The sequence below is a fragment of the Alteromonas sp. ABH4_452 genome, from assembly GCF_056311825.1.
Genome location: NZ_CM149973.1, coordinates 1 through 17,409, shown reverse-complemented (window position 1 = coordinate 17,409; position 17,409 = coordinate 1). Strand labels below are relative to the sequence as shown.

At 46.7% G+C, this 17,409-nt stretch carries 11 protein-coding genes, 2 tRNA genes and 3 rRNA genes; 12 read left to right on the top strand and 4 right to left on the bottom strand.

Features of this window, described 5'->3' with window-relative positions; translation table 11 throughout:
- Positions 1–15 precede the first annotated feature (15 nt).
- The 3 genes from ACYX4N_RS00080 to ACYX4N_RS00070 form a co-directional block, all read right to left on the bottom strand.
- Positions 16–339 (bottom strand): DUF3392 family protein, encoded by a 324-nt coding sequence (locus ACYX4N_RS00080; RefSeq protein WP_476055198.1) that lies wholly within the window; start codon positions 337–339, stop codon positions 16–18.
- A 63-nt stretch (positions 340–402) separates the two neighbouring features.
- The gene (locus ACYX4N_RS00075; RefSeq protein WP_476055197.1) at positions 403–1,356 is read right to left on the bottom strand and encodes a sugar phosphate isomerase/epimerase family protein; all 954 of its coding nucleotides are present in this window, start codon (positions 1,354–1,356) and stop codon (positions 403–405) included.
- A 55-nt stretch (positions 1,357–1,411) separates the two neighbouring features.
- Positions 1,412–2,416: a LacI family DNA-binding transcriptional regulator gene (locus tag ACYX4N_RS00070; RefSeq protein ID WP_476055196.1), complete on the bottom strand. Its 1,005-nt coding sequence runs from the start codon at positions 2,414–2,416 to the stop codon at positions 1,412–1,414.
- 375 nt (positions 2,417–2,791) lie between these two features.
- Here ACYX4N_RS00070 and ACYX4N_RS00065 point away from each other — a divergent pair, with 375 nt between their 5' ends.
- From ACYX4N_RS00065 to ACYX4N_RS00035, 7 genes are all read left to right on the top strand, one after another.
- Entirely contained in the window at positions 2,792–3,946 is a 1,155-nt protein-coding gene (locus ACYX4N_RS00065) for a Gfo/Idh/MocA family protein (protein ID WP_476055195.1), read from the top strand.
- A gap of 36 nt (positions 3,947–3,982) precedes the next feature.
- Positions 3,983–5,050 carry a sugar phosphate isomerase/epimerase family protein gene (locus ACYX4N_RS00060; protein WP_476055194.1) on the top strand — a complete coding sequence of 356 codons (1,068 nt, stop codon included), beginning with the start codon at positions 3,983–3,985 and terminating at the stop codon, positions 5,048–5,050.
- Between the two features lie 26 nt (positions 5,051–5,076).
- Complete coding sequence (locus ACYX4N_RS00055) at positions 5,077–6,294, top strand: nucleoside permease (protein WP_476055193.1); 1,218 nt, start codon at positions 5,077–5,079, stop codon at positions 6,292–6,294.
- On the top strand, positions 6,287–7,204 hold the full coding sequence (locus ACYX4N_RS00050; RefSeq protein WP_476056399.1) for a hydroxypyruvate isomerase family protein: 918 nt from the start codon (positions 6,287–6,289) through the stop codon (positions 7,202–7,204). The genes ACYX4N_RS00055 and ACYX4N_RS00050 overlap by 8 nt, the downstream gene beginning before the upstream one ends.
- 44 nt (positions 7,205–7,248) lie before the next feature.
- Positions 7,249–8,934 carry a GMC oxidoreductase gene (locus tag ACYX4N_RS00045; protein WP_476055192.1) on the top strand — a complete coding sequence of 562 codons (1,686 nt, stop codon included), beginning with the start codon at positions 7,249–7,251 and terminating at the stop codon, positions 8,932–8,934.
- Positions 8,934–9,551, top strand: coding sequence for a gluconate 2-dehydrogenase subunit 3 family protein (locus tag ACYX4N_RS00040; RefSeq protein ID WP_476055191.1), 618 nt, complete (start codon positions 8,934–8,936; stop codon positions 9,549–9,551). The genes ACYX4N_RS00045 and ACYX4N_RS00040 overlap by 1 nt, the downstream gene beginning before the upstream one ends.
- Positions 9,552–9,673: 122 nt before the next feature.
- Entirely contained in the window at positions 9,674–10,441 is a 768-nt protein-coding gene (locus ACYX4N_RS00035; RefSeq protein WP_476055190.1) for a 3-keto-disaccharide hydrolase, read from the top strand.
- Here the strand turns inward: ACYX4N_RS00035 and ACYX4N_RS00030 are convergent.
- Complete coding sequence (locus ACYX4N_RS00030; RefSeq protein WP_476055189.1) at positions 10,438–11,586, bottom strand: iron-containing alcohol dehydrogenase; 1,149 nt, start codon at positions 11,584–11,586, stop codon at positions 10,438–10,440. The genes ACYX4N_RS00035 and ACYX4N_RS00030 overlap by 4 nt on opposite strands.
- 517 nt (positions 11,587–12,103) lie before the next feature.
- Here ACYX4N_RS00030 and ACYX4N_RS00025 point away from each other — a divergent pair.
- From ACYX4N_RS00025 to rrf, 5 genes are all read left to right on the top strand, one after another.
- Positions 12,104–13,636: ribosomal RNA gene (locus ACYX4N_RS00025) — 16S ribosomal RNA — on the top strand.
- 78 nt (positions 13,637–13,714) lie between these two features.
- Positions 13,715–13,790: transfer RNA gene (locus ACYX4N_RS00020), tRNA-Ala, on the top strand.
- A gap of 38 nt (positions 13,791–13,828) precedes the next feature.
- Positions 13,829–13,905 (top strand) — tRNA-Ile (locus ACYX4N_RS00015).
- 348 nt (positions 13,906–14,253) lie between these two features.
- A 23S ribosomal RNA gene (locus ACYX4N_RS00010) occupies positions 14,254–17,129 on the top strand.
- A gap of 126 nt (positions 17,130–17,255) precedes the next feature.
- Positions 17,256–17,371, top strand: a 5S ribosomal RNA gene (gene rrf / locus ACYX4N_RS00005).
- The 16S, 23S and 5S rRNA genes sit together here with 2 tRNA genes alongside, the layout of an rRNA operon.
- Positions 17,372–17,409 lie beyond the last annotated feature (38 nt).

The following is a 17,409-nucleotide window of genomic DNA, read 5'->3' as shown; positions in this document are numbered from 1 at the left end:
AGAGTAAAAAAGCTGCTAAACATACCTACGCCTTTCCGCCAAAAAGCCTATCAATAGAAACGATGCCACATAGCCTGCACCTTGGTACTGCCAAGGCAAGTAGGCTAGGGTGTGTTTCAAGAAAGGTGCGCCGTACAAGGTTAGTGCGCCATAGCCGAAGGCGCACAGCACTACAAACAAACTAACGCGAATAATAAAGTGATAAGGCGCAAGAATGCGTTTTACATGGCCGTTAATCAGGTCGCCGTACACCACTAAAATTGTGGCCATAAGCATAATGCTCATTTCGGTGTAATAGGGGCTTAATGCGCGAGAAAGGGCACTGAAAAGTTCACTCATAAAATTACTACTATTATGATGCTTTGCTATGTGCCCATTATAAACACGGTACGGTCTAAAGCGTTAGCTAACGCCTTTATTTAATGCGCTTACTGCTTTAAAGCCCTGTTCAATAGTGGCTATGCGGTCGGTGGTATGGTCGCGCTCTACAAATTTATGTTCAATGCCAGCTAACTTGCCGTGCGCAAATATCTCTTTAAAGTTAATAGTGCCTGTGCCCACGTCAGCAAAGCTGCCGTCTTCCGCCAAATCTTTTACATGCCAAAGCTTAAAGCGGCCTGGGTACCGCTTGAAATAATCAACCGGGTTTTTACCTGCTTTTACCGCCCAATATAAATCAAGTTCCATGGTAACAAGGTCTGGATCGGTCTGGGTAATTAGTACGTCTAACGGTGTCTTGCCATCGCGCACTTCAAACTCGAAATCGTGGTTGTGGTAGGCAAGGGTAATGCCTTCTTTCTTACAGGCTTCACCAATGGTGTTTAGCTTTTCTGCAAGGGCTTGGTAAGGCGCTATACCCGTACCGCGCTGTGCTTCGCTAAGCCAAGGTACCACTAAGTACTTGTGACCAACGGTGTGAGCATTATCTAAAATTTGTGAAAGGTTAGTATCAAACGCATCTAATTGAATATGAGCCGAGGGCGCAGTTAGGCCGTTTTCATCAAGCAGTTGCTTAATCTCTTTTGCACTATGGTCAAAGTAGCCTGCGAATTCCATTTCCGTATAGCCTACGTCAGCTACCAGTTTAAGCGTAGCCGGTACACTTACTTTCATAATATCTCTTAGGGTATAAAGCTGCAGGCCAACCGCGCTGTTATGCATGCCCTTCATCATTGCTCCTTTATTACCACCATGCCCGTTCGCCAAACTCGTATCTGCCAAAACAGCAGGAGCGCTCATAGCCGCCAATAAACCAGACGAGTATTTAATAAACTGTCGTCTTGAAACGCCAGAGCCAATGTTGCTGGCCGCGTCTAAAATTACTGTTTTGCTTAAAGCTTTTTTACTCCAATTCACTGTGTGCTCCTTTATATGTCTAGTTTCATAGGGGCTGGCGCTTTACTCTCACTAATTAACTCAAAGCCTTGCCTGTGCTCCCACGTACAATAAGTTCAAACGGCATAATAACCTTGGGGGCTTTGCGAATTTTGCCGTTCAGTAGGTCCACTAAAAGCGTAACTGCTGTTCTACCAAACTCTTCTGCCGGTTGTGCAATAGTCGTGAGCGGCGGGTCGACAAATGCTGAGAACGCAATGTCGTCAAAACCTGCTACAGAAATATCGTTTGGTACATGCAAATTAGCTTGCTTGAAGGCTTGCATAGCACCAATTGCTGTTTCGTCGTTTTCACAAAAAACAGCGGTAGGCCTGTCTTTCAAACGGGCGATAGTTTCACCGGCGTTGTATCCGGCCTGCAATGTAAAGTCGCCTGGGAACAGCAAGTTTTCATCAAAGGAAATACCAGCTTGCGTTAGTGCGTCTTGGTAGCCAACTAACCGGTCTTGGGTCAGCGGGCTTGAGTTTGGCCCCTTGATCATGGCAATGCGGGAATGCCCTAACGAAATTAGGTGCTCGGTCATTGCTTTGGCCGCGGCGCGGTTATCTAACGACACAACAGGATATTGGCCATCGTCAATCACTTCACAAGCATTGACCATGGGAAGTAGACCATTGTCATTGACCATAGTGGTATCAAAAGGATTATGTGCACGTAGCTGAATAAGCCCGTCTGCCTGAGAAGTGCTTACCATTTTGGCGTAATGGCTTTCAATTTCAGTGTTACCAAGGGTGTTGGCAAGCAAAATGGAATAACCTAGCTCTGCAGCGGCTTCCTGCATTCCGCTAATAACACGGGCAAAAAACACGTTCGCCACAGTGGGAACCAGCACCACCAAGTTGTGGGTTTTACCCGAGCGAAACTTAACCGCCATTAAATTAGGTTTGTATCCCACAGCCTGAACTGCAGCCATCACCTTGTTGCGTGTTTTTGGAGAAACACGCTCAGGTTGTTGTAGTGTTCTTGATACGGTAGCAACCGAAACGCCGGCACTATCTGCTACATCTCTAATATTTGCCATTTCTATTTTTGTTGTTTGTTAGTTCATGTATGCATTGTAAACCCAACCAGCTAACGGTAGGCGTTATACGATGGTAGCGAATTAAAATTAACCGTAAAGGTGGAATGTAACCGTTTTCATTTCGACTTAAGAATACGTACTTTAACGAGAACGTCAAAGGTTATTTGTAGATTAATTGTAAATTTCACTTCATCCGTCTTCTATATTCAGCCCGTTTTATCGCCACTTATTTGGGTTGATAGCCAATATTACACTGCCAAATGTAAACTTTAGATTAATAAAATGCTGTTTTTTGTATTGACCATTAAAATGTAACGGGTTACATTTTATCGCATTAGCTACACCAATAGTGCAATTGCACAAAGAGGAATTTCGATGCAACCAATACGAATGGGAATGATCGGCGGCGGTGAAGGTGCATTTATCGGTGCCGTACATCGCCATGCCGCAGGGTTAGATGGGAACTACCAGTTGGTGTGTGGCGCATTTAGCCGAAATGAAGACAATAACTCACGCACTGCCGCATCTTTAAACGTGCCGTTAACTCGCGCATATAGTAGTTGGCAGGCAATGCTTGACGAAGAAGCTAAGTTGCCTGAGCAAGAGCGCATGCAGGTGGTAGTAATCGTCACACCTAATCATCTTCATGTACCCATTTCAATTGCCGCAATTAAAGCGGGCTTTCATGTCTTCTGTGAAAAACCAGCTGGCGTTAGCTTTGCTGAAGTAAAAGAGCTGCAAGATGTTATTCACGCAAATGAATCGCTATATGGCTTGGCTCATACCTACCTTGGTTATCCTATGGTTTGGCAAGCTCGTCATCTTATTGAAAGCGGTAAGCTGGGCAACATTCGAAAAGTGTATGTTGAGTATCCCCAAGGCTGGTTGTCTGGCGAAGAAGAAACGCACAATAAGCAAGCGCAGTGGCGCACCGACCCAGCAATTTCTGGGGCAACAGGTGCAATGGGAGACATAGGTACTCATGCCTTTGGTCTGGTTGAGTTTGTATTGAACGACAGTGTTACTTCGCTATGTGGCGAGTTGAACACGCATGTTGAAGGACGTCGATTGGACGATGACGGTGCTGCGCTTATCAAAACTAGAAAGGGCGCGTCGGGTGTGTTGATTGCTTCACAGGTATGTGCCGGGGAGGAAAACGCATTGAAGATCCGTGTATATGGTGACAAAGGTGGTCTGGAGTGGCGCCAAATGGAGCCCAACTCTGTTATCTATCGCCCTGTTGATGCCCCTTATCAAGTCTTTAGAGCGGGCCAAGGTCAAGTTGGTCTATGTGATGAGGCATCTGAACGTTGTCGTGTTCCAGCTGGTCATCCAGAGGGTTACTTAGAAGCCATGGCAAATTTGTATACCGACTTTGCCAAAGCAGTGCGCGCTAATCGAAAAGGCAAAGCTGACGGCGTTCCTGGAATAAATTCAGGCTTACGCGGGATGGTATTTATCGACGCCATGCTAGCTAGTACTGACAGTGACACTAAATGGGAGTCGGTTAGTCAGGAAGAAACGCAATAATGCAACTACAACTTAATATGAAAAAGGTGATCGCTTATGGCTACTAACCAACAACCTATAAAAGGGCCCGCAATCTTCCTTGCTCAGTTTATGGGAAAAGAAGCGCCTTTCGATACGTTCGAAAATATGGCGAAGTGGGCAGCGTCGCTTGGCTATAAGGGAATACAAGTTCCTACCGATCCTAGTCTTTTCGATTTAGAGAAAGCGGCTGAAAGCCAAGAGTACTGCGACAATATAGCGCAAATTTGTAAAGACGCTGGCGTGGAAATAACCGAGCTTTCTACGCACTTACAAGGTCAGTTAGTTGCTGTGCACCCTGCTTACGACGAGTTATTCGATAATTTTGCACCGGCGCACTTACATGGCAAGCCACAAGAGCGAACCGAGTGGGCAATCAACCAGCTGAAATGTGCGGCTATTGCCAGTAAACGTTTGGGGTTAAAAGCCCACGCTACGTTTTCAGGTGCATTAATGTGGCACTTGGTTTACCCGTGGCCTCAGCGTCCAGCTGGCTTGGTTGAGCAAGGCTTTGCTGAACTCGCTAAGCGTTGGAAGCCCATACTGGATGCATTTGACGATGCGGGTGTTGACGTATGCTACGAAATTCACCCCGGGGAAGACTTGCACGATGGCGCGTCGTTCGAGCAGTTTTTAAGTGCGGTAGATAACCACCCTCGGGCAAATATTCTTTTCGACCCAAGCCACTTTGTTTTACAGCAGCTTGACTACCTCGACTTTATCGATCGTTACCACAGCCGTATCAAAATGTTCCATGTCAAAGATGCCGAGTTTAACCCTAACGGCAGAAACGGTGTATATGGCGGCTATCAAGACTGGCAAGAACGGGCTGGACGTTTTCGCTCTCTTGGCGATGGGCAGGTCGATTTCAAAGGAATTTTTAGCAAGCTTACCCAGTACGGCTTCACTGGCTGGGCAGTACTTGAGTGGGAATGCTGCTTAAAAGACAGTGCGCAAGGTGCTGCAGAAGGCGCACCGTTCATCACTTCACACATTATCGAACCAAGTAAATACGCGTTTGACGATTTTGCGGGTGGTGATGTGAGTGAAGCGAAGAATAATCGTATTTTAGGGCTTGAGCGCTAAGCGCCTTCAACAGGATAGCAATAACTATGATAACCCTACGCCTGAGTTTGATGATGTTTCTTCAGTTCTTCATTTGGGGAGGCTGGTTTGTAACATTAGGTACGTACTTGTCGAATACCTTGGCTGCTAATGGCGGTCAAATCGGTATGGCTTTCTCAACCCAGAGTTGGGGCGCCATTATTGCCCCCTTCATTGTGGGGCTTATTGCCGACCGGTTCTTTAATGCAGAAAAGATCCTCGGTTTCTTACACCTCATTGGCGCCGTACTTATGTATTGCATGTACCAAGCGAATGATTTTGCCAGCTTCTACCCTTATGTGTTGGCGTACATGATTGCCTATATGCCTACGCTGGCATTGGTCAACTCGGTGTCATTCGGGCAAATGGTCGACCCGTCGAAAGAGTTCGGAAAAGTTCGTGTGTGGGGCACTATCGGCTGGATTGTGGCAGGTCTTATAATTAGCTATGTATTCTCATGGGATTCTGCCCAATCTATTGCCGATGGTATGCTCAAAAACACCTTCTTACTATGTAGCATTGCCTCGTTAATTTTAGGTGTGTTCAGTTTTACGCTACCAAACACGCCTCCTCAATCTAGCGGCAAAGCGGTAACTATACGCGACATTCTTGGCTTAGATGCGTTGGCACTGCTCAAATATAAGAACTTCTTTGTGTTCTTTCTTTCATCTGTACTCATTTGTATTCCGCTGGCCTTTTACTACCAGAATGCTAACCCTTTTCTTACCGAAATAGGCGTTGAAAACGCCACAGGAAAAATGACCTTGGGCCAAGTATCTGAAGTGTTGTTCATGTTGGCTCTACCGGTATTTTTGAATCGCTTTGGCATTAAAGCCACCTTAGTAATTGGTATGGCTGCTTGGGTAATTCGCTATGCGTTGTTCGCATTTGGGAACGCTGACGAAAGTTTATTCATGCTTATTATCGGTATTGCACTGCACGGTATTTGTTACGACTTCTTTTTTGTATCAGGGCAAATCTATACCAATGCAAAGGCGGGCGAGAATGTAAAAAGTGCAGCGCAAGGGCTAATTACCTTGGCGACATATGGCGTGGGTATGCTGGTGGGCTTTGCTGTAGCAGGCGCAATTACCGATACCTATACGTTGGAAACAGGTGCCCATAGTTGGCAGCAGGTTTGGTTATTCCCAGCAGCGTTTGCCGCGGTGGTGTTAGTACTCTTTGCCATTCTATTTAGAAAGGAGAAGGTTAATGCCGATGCATAACAATGCCCGCAGAAAGTTACTTCAAAGCATGGCAGTGACTGGGGTAGGAATAGCTGGAGTAGGATTAACCGCCTCTAGTTTAGCGGTAGCTGAGTCAACCACAGCTGGTAAAGGTAGTAATGCCATGAATACACCGCTTAAAGGCAATGTGAATCACTCGGTAAGTCGATGGACTTACGGCGATTTAAGCATTGAAGAGTTGTGCAAAACTGTTAAGCAATTAGGGTTTGGAGCAATTGACTTAGTTGGCCCTGAAGATTGGTCTGTACTAAAGCAATATGGCATCGACTCTTCTATGTGTAATGGCGCTGAAATTAGCCTTGAAGATGGCTTTATTCATGCTGAGTTACACGATGAACTAGAAGCACGTTATTTAAAGCACATCGATCTGGTCGCTGATGCAGGTTACACCAACCTTATTTGTTTTAGCGGCAATGCCAGAGGAATGTCGCCGGAAGACGGGCTTGAAACTGCCGTCAAAGGATTACAGCGAATTTTACCTCACGCTGAAAAACGCAATGTGGTGATTTTTATGGAGCTGTTTAACAGTAAAGTCGACCACCCTGATTACATGGCCGACAACTCTGCGTGGGGCATAGAGCTGTGCAAACGCCTTGGCTCGAAGCACTTCTCACTACTTTACGATATCTACCACATGCAAATTAATGAGGGGGATATCATTCGAACTATTCGCGATAACCATCAGTACTTTGGTCATTATCACACGGCCGGCGTTCCTGGACGTCACGAAATAGATGCTTCACAAGAACTTAATTATGAAGCCATTGCTAAAGCCATTGTTCAGACCGGATTCAAAGGCTATCTAGCACAAGAGTTTATACCCACACCGAAAAGCAAAGCCAGCAGAATAGCGTCGCTACACCAAGCGATTCAAATCTGCGATGTATAACGTGCGAACAGGCACAGCGACGAATGAAGTTTTAAGGACGTGTTATGGCGAGTAACGAATACGATGCAATAGTCATTGGGTCTGGTATCAGTGGTGGTTTTGCTGCGAAAGAGCTTACCGAGAAAGGCTTAAAAGTGCTTATGCTTGAGCGTGGTCAAAATATTGAACATATAAAAGACTACAAGAATGCGCATAAAGAAGATTGGGATTATCCACATCGCGACTTACCTACACAGGCGATGAAAGTAGATTATCCCGTGCTCAAACGCGACTACCCACTAAATGAAAAAACCTACGGTATGTGGGCAAATGAAAAAGAAAATCCTTATACCGAAGACAAGCGCTTTGACTGGTACAGAGGCTACCATGTAGGCGGGCGCTCACTGTTATGGGGGCGCCAAAGCTACCGTTTAAACAAAGAAGATTTTGAAGCCAATGCTAAAGAAGGTATAGCGGTTGACTGGCCCATTCGCTACGAAGACTTAGCACCCTGGTATGACTATGTTGAAAAATTCGCAGGTATCAGCGGCAACCGAGATGGTTTAGACGTGTTGCCTGATGGTATTTACCAGCCGCCGATGCCAATGAATATTGTAGAGGAAAGTGTCGCTGCACGGGTTAAAAAAGCTTACGAAGGCTCGCGCCATTTAGTACACGGTCGAACATCTAACATGACACAAAGCAAACCTGAAGAAGGGCGTGTTCATTGTCAGTACCGCAATAAGTGTTGGTTGGGGTGTCCGTTTGGTGGCTACTTTAGTACGCAAGCATCTACGCTTCCGGCGGCTGTTAAAACAGGTAACTTAACCCTTCGTCCTTTCTCGATTGTAAAAGAGATCTTGTTCGACAAAGACAAAAAGCGCGCCACTGGCGTTGAAATTATCGATGCAGAAACCAACGAGACTTATGTATTTAAAAGTAAAATCGTTTTCGTTAATGCGTCAGCTTTGAACTCGGCATGGGTACTAATGAATTCTGCCACGGATGTGTGGGACGGTGGATTGGGAAGCAGTAGTGGCGAGCTAGGCCACAACGTTATGGACCACCATTTTAGAGTAGGAGCATCGGCAGAAGTAGAAGGCTTTGAGGATAAATATACTTACGGACGCAGACCAAGCGGTTTCTATGTACCAAGGTTTAGAAATTGGGGTAGTGATAAGCGTGACTATCTACGTGGATTCGGCTATCAAGGCAGCGCAAGTCGTTCAGGCTGGCGCAAAGACATTGCCGAGCTTGGTATAGGAGCAGGACTAAAAGATGCGATCACCGAGCCGGGTCCTTGGACCATTGGGATGACAGCTTTCGGTGAAATACTTCCGTATCACGAAAACAAAGTGTACCTGAACAAAAAAGTCACCGATAAGTGGGGCTTGCCAGTACTTGCCATGGACGTTGAGATCAAGGAAAACGAACTCAAGATGCGTAAAGATATGCAGCAAGACGCCGTTGATATGTTCGAAGCAGCTGGGCTTAAGAATGTTCAAGGTTGGGATGCCGACTATGCTCCTGGCATGGGTATTCACGAAATGGGTACGGCGCGTATGGGCAGAGATCCAAAAACGTCTGTGTTAAATGCGCATAACCAAGTATGGGACGCACCTAACGTATTTGTTACAGATGGTGCAGCAATGACATCAGGCAGTTGTGTTAACCCGTCGCTAACCTATATGGCGCTAACGGCAAGAGCTGCTGAATTTGCCGTGGAAGAGTTAAAGCGAGGTAATCTTTAATGGAACGCAGAGAACTACTTAAACTTATCGCGACAGCCACGGGTACGGCGTTATTTGCAGGGAATGTGTTTGCCTACAAAGATATTCCTGCGGTACCGCTAAGTGACACATTATTCAATGAAAAAGACGTGGCTCTACTCAACGAGTTGGGGGAGGTAATCATCCCCCAAACAGATACGCCTGGAGCAAAAGCTGCAAACGTTGGTGCAACAATAGCTGTGCTGGTAACCGATTGCTACACACCCTTACTTCAAAAGACGTTTGTCGATGGCATAAAGAAAATATCTTCTTTAAGTCAAAGTCGCTTCAATAAGCCATTTATCCAGCTTACCAAGCAAGAGCGAGAAACCTTCTTTAACGATTTGGATGTGGAAGCAAAAGCGGCGAATCTTTCTAGTGGCGTTTATCAAGGCGTTGAAACAGGCAAGCCAAGTCAATGGGAGCCTGGTACCGATGAGCCAACCCCTCACTACTTCACCTTGTTAAAGCAGCTGACACTTTATTGCTTTTTCACGTCACAAGTTGGTGCTACCAAAGTACTTCGATATGTAGCTATTCCTGGGCGTTACGACGGAGCATTTCCTTATAAGAAGGGCGACAAAGCGTGGGCCACGTAAGCTTGGTATACATAAGCTTGATAGACAAAAGCTTGATATATAAAGCTAAGTGCGAATAAAGAAAAAATAAAAAAGCCAATCGCTACATAGTGATGAAACTGATTAGAAAAGGTACTAACACAATGAAAAAGACTCTTCTTGCCTCTACAGTGGCGCTACTTATGCCGCTTACCGCGTGCGCTACAACAGAAGCAGATACGGAGAAAAGCGAGTCACGTCTAACTCGTGAACAGCAGGCAGCCAAAACAGAAGTTTGGGAGCCGGTTCCGGAAGTTGTTTCTTTTGATAAGGCGGGCGTGCCTTCTGATGCCACCATTTTAATTGGCGATGACTTATCAAATTGGAGTTCGGTAAAAGAAGGTGAGGCTAAATGGACGCTTCAAGATGGTGTACTTACCGTAAAACCGGGCGCGGGCGATATTAAAACGAACGAAGCGTTTTGTGACGTACAACTGCACGTAGAGTGGAAAGCGCCCCAGCCAGAAGCCGGTATGGAAGGACAGCAGCGTAATAATAGCGGTATCTTCCTTCAACAAAGATACGAGATTCAGGTATTAGACTCATATCAGAATAAGACCTATCCTAATGGTCAGGCTGCAAGTGTATATAAGCAAACTATCCCGTTAGTTAATGCTATGAAGGCCCCTGGTGAGTGGCAAACCTATGACATTATCTATAAAGCTCCTACCTTTAACGGTGAAGACTTAGCAACAAAGGGCTATGTTACCGTTATACATAATGGCGTAGTAGTTCAAAACCATACCGAGATCCAAGGAACCACAGAATGGATAGGTGCACCTAAATATAAAGCGCACGGATGTGCCCCACTTCAATTGCAAGATCACGGTAACTTAGTGAGCTTCAAAAATATGTGGGTAAGACCGCTTTAAAACGCAAGCCGATATATATCTTCAATCTCTTCAATACTTAATTGCTTGGGATTATTGCGAAGAAGGCGGGTTACTTTACTCGCTTCTTCTGCTAGTTCCCCTACACAAGTTGGCGAAATATTAAAATGGGTGAGTGAAGCGGGTATGTCTACATCCCTACACAGCTTTTCTATAGCACCTAATAGCAGCTTAACTGCTTCTTCTTTTGAATGGTGACGCTCACATACCTTCAGTAGCTTGGCCACGCAGTAAAGTTTGTCTTGGCAGAAAGGCGCATTAACTTTCAAAACATGAGGAAGCATTACCGCGTTACTCATGCCATGTGATAAATGAAAGCGCCCGCCTAAGGGGTAAGCCAGTGCATGTACTGCGCCCACGCCGGCATTTCCAAACGCAAGACCAGCCATTAAACTGCCGGTGGCCATATCTTCACGAGCCGACAGGTTCTCACCATTATTATAAGCGTGTACTAATGAATTAAAGATAAGCTTAAGCGCCTTCTCTGCAAGCGCGTCGGTAATGGGGCTAGCATTAACACTTGTATAGGCTTCAAGGGCGTGAACGAATGCGTCTATTCCACTAGCTGCTGTAATGGAGGGCGGGCACGTTTTTGTCATCTCAGGTGCAACAATTGCTACATCGGGTAATAAGCAGTGGCTAACAATGCCTTTTTTCATTTGCGCCTTTGGGTCAGACAATATAGCAATGTTGGTAACTTCGGAACCTGTACCTGCGGTAGTGGGGATAACAATAAGGGGGAGGTTTCTTTGTGTAAGCGTATTTTCACCGAAGAGATCAACAAGAGGTCCGGTATAGTCATATGTAGAGGCAAGTACTTTCGCGCTATCAATAGCACTGCCTCCGCCCAGCGCGATTATTCCGTCTATCTGTTTTTCCCGAAGCAAGCCCAACTTCCTTTCTATAACATCTACTTCAGGCTCAGGAGGTATGTCATCAATAATAAGTACAGGTTTAGAAGAAATTAGCGTGAGTATTTGGTCGAGAAGCCCTGAAGAAGATACGCCTTTATCAGTTATCACAGCACAGTTATTTACGCCTAAACGCTTCATTTCATCAGTAAGGGCTTTAATAGCACCTAGTCCAGTAATGAGTTTTCCCGCGGTCTTAAATTCCGAAACCTTCATAGAGTGCTCCTGATAAGGGCGTTTTTTAATAGCTACGAGTTATTTAATTTATAGTACAACACAGCGGATACCACTTAACTAACCTTATAGATGGTTAAAAGTGAGGTGAATTCGTGGTTTTAATGAACGTTTTGTGTGTTGTTTGTGCAAACGATCGAAAAATAAGGTTTTTTTTGAAATAAGTGTTGACGTGAGCGCTCATTTCCCTAAAATGCGCATCCGCTTCGGGGGAAAAGCAAAACAGCAACCCTCCTGAAGTAAGTCTCTACTACCTATATAGGCCAGTAAAGACGGGAGTTTAGAAGAAACGCTTCAGAAAATAAATTTTCAAAAAGTGTTGACAACAAAAACTTCCAGCGTATAATGCGCACCTCACTCGAACAGGGTGAGTCACTAAGAAGCAACGGCTTCTAGTGAATTGCGACGAAGTCGCAACGTTCTTTAACAATTTAGACAAGACAATCTGTGTGGGCACTCGTTAAGAGTGTCACAACGACGATTCATATTTCGATATATTTAATTGAAGAGTTTGATCATGGCTCAGATTGAACGCTGGCGGCAGGCCTAACACATGCAAGTCGAACGGTAACAGGAAGTGCTTGCACTTCGCTGACGAGTGGCGGACGGGTGAGTAATGCTTGGGAACTTGCCTTTGCGAGGGGGATAACAGTTGGAAACGACTGCTAATACCGCATAATGTCTACGGACCAAACGGGGCTTCGGCTCCGGCGCAAAGAGAGGCCCAAGTGAGATTAGCTAGTTGGTAAGGTAAAGGCTTACCAAGGCGACGATCTCTAGCTGTTCTGAGAGGAAGATCAGCCACACTGGGACTGAGACACGGCCCAGACTCCTACGGGAGGCAGCAGTGGGGAATATTGCACAATGGGGGGAACCCTGATGCAGCCATGCCGCGTGTGTGAAGAAGGCCTTCGGGTTGTAAAGCACTTTCAGTTGTGAGGAAAAGTTAGTAGTTAATACCTGCTAGCCGTGACGTTAACAACAGAAGAAGCACCGGCTAACTCCGTGCCAGCAGCCGCGGTAATACGGAGGGTGCGAGCGTTAATCGGAATTACTGGGCGTAAAGCGCACGCAGGCGGTTTGTTAAGCTAGATGTGAAAGCCCCGGGCTCAACCTGGGATGGTCATTTAGAACTGGCAGACTAGAGTCTTGGAGAGGGGAGTGGAATTCCAGGTGTAGCGGTGAAATGCGTAGATATCTGGAGGAACATCAGTGGCGAAGGCGACTCCCTGGCCAAAGACTGACGCTCATGTGCGAAAGTGTGGGTAGCGAACAGGATTAGATACCCTGGTAGTCCACACCGTAAACGCTGTCTACTAGCTGTTTGTGACTTTAAGTCGTGAGTAGCGAAGCTAACGCGCTAAGTAGACCGCCTGGGGAGTACGGCCGCAAGGTTAAAACTCAAATGAATTGACGGGGGCCCGCACAAGCGGTGGAGCATGTGGTTTAATTCGATGCAACGCGAAGAACCTTACCTACACTTGACATGCAGAGAACTTTCCAGAGATGGATTGGTGCCTTCGGGAACTCTGACACAGGTGCTGCATGGCTGTCGTCAGCTCGTGTCGTGAGATGTTGGGTTAAGTCCCGCAACGAGCGCAACCCTTGTCCTTAGTTGCCAGCATTAGGTTGGGCACTCTAAGGAGACTGCCGGTGACAAACCGGAGGAAGGTGGGGACGACGTCAAGTCATCATGGCCCTTACGTGTAGGGCTACACACGTGCTACAATGGCATTTACAGAGGGAAGCGAGACAGTGATGTGGAGCGGACCCCTTAAAGAATGTCGTAGTCCGGATTGGAGTCTGCAACTCGACTCCATGAAGTCGGAATCGCTAGTAATCGCAGGTCAGAATACTGCGGTGAATACGTTCCCGGGCCTTGTACACACCGCCCGTCACACCATGGGAGTGGGATGCAAAAGAAGTAGTTAGTCTAACCTTCGGGAGGACGATTACCACTTTGTGTTTCATGACTGGGGTGAAGTCGTAACAAGGTAACCCTAGGGGAACCTGGGGTTGGATCACCTCCTTACCATTACGTCGAAAGACGCACTTGATGCAGTGCCTACACAGATAGTCTTGTTTAAAATGAAGAACGACACAAGTTTATGGGGCTATAGCTCAGCTGGGAGAGCGCCTGATTTGCATTCAGGAGGTCAGCAGTTCGATCCTGCTTAGCTCCACCATCTACTTGACACTGAGCTTGCATAAGCTTAGAAACTGAAGGCTTGTAGCTCAGCTGGTTAGAGCGCACCCCTGATAAGGGTGAGGTCGGCAGTTCAAGTCTGCCCAAGCCTACCATTTCCTTGCTTTAAGAAAGGAAGGTAACAAAGGTAGAAACGTGTCACGTTGGACCCGAAATCCTAATGAATATTTACTGTTTCAGTAAGCATTGATTAGGGTTTTTTACTCTAAAGATGAAAGTACTGCTTTTGCAGGAAACATCGAATGTTCTTTAACAATTTGGAAAGCTGATATTAATAGTAATCAATCAAAATTGAGTAACTGAGAAATCGAAAGATGACTTTTTACTCTACTTGACTGAATTGCTTGTTATCAATTTATTGATAGCAAGGCAATTCTTCCGATTAGCTTGTCATTCATGCGACATAACTTAGACAGAAGTCAAAAGGCTGTTTGGGGTTGTATGGTTAAGTGACGAAGCGTATACGGTGGATGCCTTGGCAGTTAGAGGCGATGAAGGACGTGTAAGTCTGCGAAAAGCTGTGGTGAGCCGACAAAATGCATTTGAGCCACAGATGTCCGAATGGGGAAACCCACCTGTTTACAGGTATCGTTACGTGAATACATAGCGTAACGAGGCGAACGAGGGGAACTGAAACATCTAAGTACCCTTAGGAAAAGAAATCAATTGAGATTCCCCTAGTAGCGGCGAGCGAACGGGGAACAGCCCTTAAGCTGTATTGAATGTAGTGGAATCCTTTGGGAAGAGGAGCGATACAAGGTGATAGCCCTGTACACGACGCAATCTTTACAGTGAAATCGAGTAGGTCGGGACACGTGTTATCTTGACTGAATATGGGGGGACCATCCTCCAAGGCTAAATACTCCTAACTGACCGATAGTGAACCAGTACCGTGAGGGAAAGGCGAAAAGAACCCCTGTGAGGGGAGTGAAATAGAACCTGAAACCGTATACGTACAAGCAGTGGGAGCCCTTCGGGGTGACTGCGTACCTTTTGTATAATGGGTCAGCGACTTATATTTAGTAGCAAGGTTAAGCGAATAGCGGAGCCGTAGCGAAAGCGAGTGTTAACTGCGCGTTTAGTTGCTAGGTATAGACCCGAAACCCGGTGATCTAGCCATGAGCAGGTTGAAGGTTGAGTAACATCAACTGGAGGACCGAACCCACTGACGTTGAAAAGTCAGGGGATGACTTGTGGCTGGGGGTGAAAGGCCAATCAAACCGGGAGATAGCTGGTTCTCCCCGAAATCTATTTAGGTAGAGCCTCGGACGAATTCCATTGGGGGTAGAGCACTGTTAAGGCTAGGGGGTCATCCCGACTTACCAACCCTTTGCAAACTCCGAATACCAATGAGAACTATCCGGGAGACACACGGCGGGTGCTAACGTCCGTCGTGGAGAGGGAAACAACCCAGACCGCCAGCTAAGGTCCCAAAATATTGCTAAGTGGGAAACGATGTGGGAAGGCATAGACAGCTAGGAGGTTGGCTTAGAAGCAGCCACCCTTTAAAGAAAGCGTAATAGCTCACTAGTCGAGTCGGCCTGCGCGGAAGATGTAACGGGGCTAAGCAATATACCGAAGCTGCGGCAGCAAGTTTACTTGCTGGGTAGGGGAGCGTTGTGTAAGTGGATGAAGGTGAGTTGTAAAGCTTGCTGGACATATCACAAGTGCGAATGCTGACATGAGTAACGATAATGGGAGTGAAAAACTCCCACGCCGGAAGACCAAGGTTTCCTGTCCCATGCTAATCAGGGCAGGGTAAGTCGGCCCCTAAGGCGAGGCAGAAATGCGTAGTCGATGGGAAACGGATTAATATTTCCGTACTTATATAATCAGTGATGGAGGGACGGAGAAGGCTAGGCAAGCTTGGCGTTGGTTGTCCAAGTGAAAGTGCGTAGGCTGAAGACTTAGGTAAATCCGGGTTTTCAAGGCCGAGACACGAGACGAGCTCCCAAGGGAGTGAAGTTGTTGATGCCCTGCTTCCAGGAAAAGCTTCTAAACTTATGATTATATGAACCGTACCCCAAACCGACACAGGTGGTCAGGTAGAGAATACTAAGGCGCTTGAGAGAACTCGGGTGAAGGAACTCGGCAAAATTGTACCGTAACTTCGGGAGAAGGTACGCCTCTGTTTGTGAACACTTTGCGTGGTAAGCAAATGGAGGCCGCAGTGACCAGGTGGCTGGGACTGTTTATTAAAAACACAGCACTCTGCAAACTCGTAAGAGGACGTATAGGGTGTGACACCTGCCCGGTGCCGGAAGGTTAATTGATGGGGTTAGTTTTCGGACGAAGCTCTTGATCGAAGCCCCGGTAAACGGCGGCCGTAACTATAACGGTCCTAAGGTAGCGAAATTCCTTGTCGGGTAAGTTCCGACCTGCACGAATGGTGTAACCATGGCCACGCTGTCTCCACCCGAGACTCAGTGAAATTGAAATCGCAGTGAAGATGCTGTGTACCCGCACCTAGACGGAAAGACCCCGTGAACCTTTACTACAGCTTGGCACTGAACATTGAACCTACATGTGTAGGATAGGTGGGAGGCTTTGAAACACAGTCGCTAGATTGTGTGGAGCCGTCCTTGAAATACCACCCTTGTATGTTTGATGTTCTAACATTGGTCCCTTATCGGGATTGTGGACAGTGTCTGGTGGGTAGTTTGACTGGGGCGGTCTCCTCCCAAATAGTAACGGAGGAGCACGAAGGTTAGCTAATCACGGTCGGACATCGTGAGGTTAGTGCAATGGCATAAGCTAGCTTAACTGCGAGACAGACACGTCGAGCAGGTACGAAAGTAGGTCATAGTGATCCGGTGGTTCTGTATGGAAGGGCCATCGCTCAACGGATAAAAGGTACTCCGGGGATAACAGGCTGATACCGCCCAAGAGTTCATATCGACGGCGGTGTTTGGCACCTCGATGTCGGCTCATCACATCCTGGGGCTGAAGTCGGTCCCAAGGGTATGGCTGTTCGCCATTTAAAGTGGTACGCGAGCTGGGTTTAGAACGTCGTGAGACAGTTCGGTCCCTATCTGGTGTGGGCGTTGGATGATTGATGGGAGCTGCTCCTAGTACGAGAGGACCGGAGTGGACGAACCGCTGGTGTTCGGGTTGTCATGCCAATGGCATTGCCCGGTAGCTACGTTCGGAACGGATAACCGCTGAAAGCATCTAAGCGGGAAGCCGGCCCAAAGATGAGTCATCCCTGACCTTTAAGGTCTGGAAGGGTTGTTATAGACGATGACGTTGATAGGCAGGGTGTGGAAGCGTTGTAAGGCGTTAAGCTAACCTGTACTAATTGCCCGAGAGGCTTAACCATACAACGCCCAAGAAGCTTTAGGCTTTTGGAAGTGTTGTAGACAAGCTAAAGTAAGCAAGTAAGAGTAAAAAGTAGTTACTCACTGATTGAATTAATATTATCTTTCCCAAATTGTTACCAGTTTTTCCTGGCAGCCATAGCGATACGGTACCACCTGAATCCATTCCGAACTCAGAAGTGAAACGTATTAGCGCCGATGGTAGTGTGGGGTTTCCCCATGTGAGAGTAGGACACTGCCAGGTCCCATTAAGAAAAACCCGCCTAACGGCGGGTTTTTTTG

What these genes read in the sequence shown, in the direction of transcription:
- ACYX4N_RS00080 (WP_476055198.1), bottom strand. Translation starts at nt 339, where the DNA reads ATGAGTGAACTTTTCAGTGCCCTTTCTCGCGCATTAAGCCCCTATTAC.
- ACYX4N_RS00070 (WP_476055196.1), bottom strand. Translation starts at nt 2,416, where the DNA reads ATGGCAAATATTAGAGATGTAGCAGATAGTGCCGGCGTTTCGGTTGCT.
- ACYX4N_RS00065 (WP_476055195.1), top strand. Translation starts at nt 2,792, where the DNA reads ATGCAACCAATACGAATGGGAATGATCGGCGGCGGTGAAGGTGCATTT.
- ACYX4N_RS00060 (WP_476055194.1), top strand. Translation starts at nt 3,983, where the DNA reads ATGGCTACTAACCAACAACCTATAAAAGGGCCCGCAATCTTCCTTGCT.
- ACYX4N_RS00055 (WP_476055193.1), top strand. Translation starts at nt 5,077, where the DNA reads ATGATAACCCTACGCCTGAGTTTGATGATGTTTCTTCAGTTCTTCATT.
- ACYX4N_RS00050 (WP_476056399.1), top strand. Translation starts at nt 6,287, where the DNA reads ATGCATAACAATGCCCGCAGAAAGTTACTTCAAAGCATGGCAGTGACT.
- ACYX4N_RS00045 (WP_476055192.1), top strand. Translation starts at nt 7,249, where the DNA reads ATGGCGAGTAACGAATACGATGCAATAGTCATTGGGTCTGGTATCAGT.
- ACYX4N_RS00040 (WP_476055191.1), top strand. Translation starts at nt 8,934, where the DNA reads ATGGAACGCAGAGAACTACTTAAACTTATCGCGACAGCCACGGGTACG.
- ACYX4N_RS00035 (WP_476055190.1), top strand. Translation starts at nt 9,674, where the DNA reads ATGAAAAAGACTCTTCTTGCCTCTACAGTGGCGCTACTTATGCCGCTT.
- ACYX4N_RS00030 (WP_476055189.1), bottom strand. Translation starts at nt 11,586, where the DNA reads ATGAAGGTTTCGGAATTTAAGACCGCGGGAAAACTCATTACTGGACTA.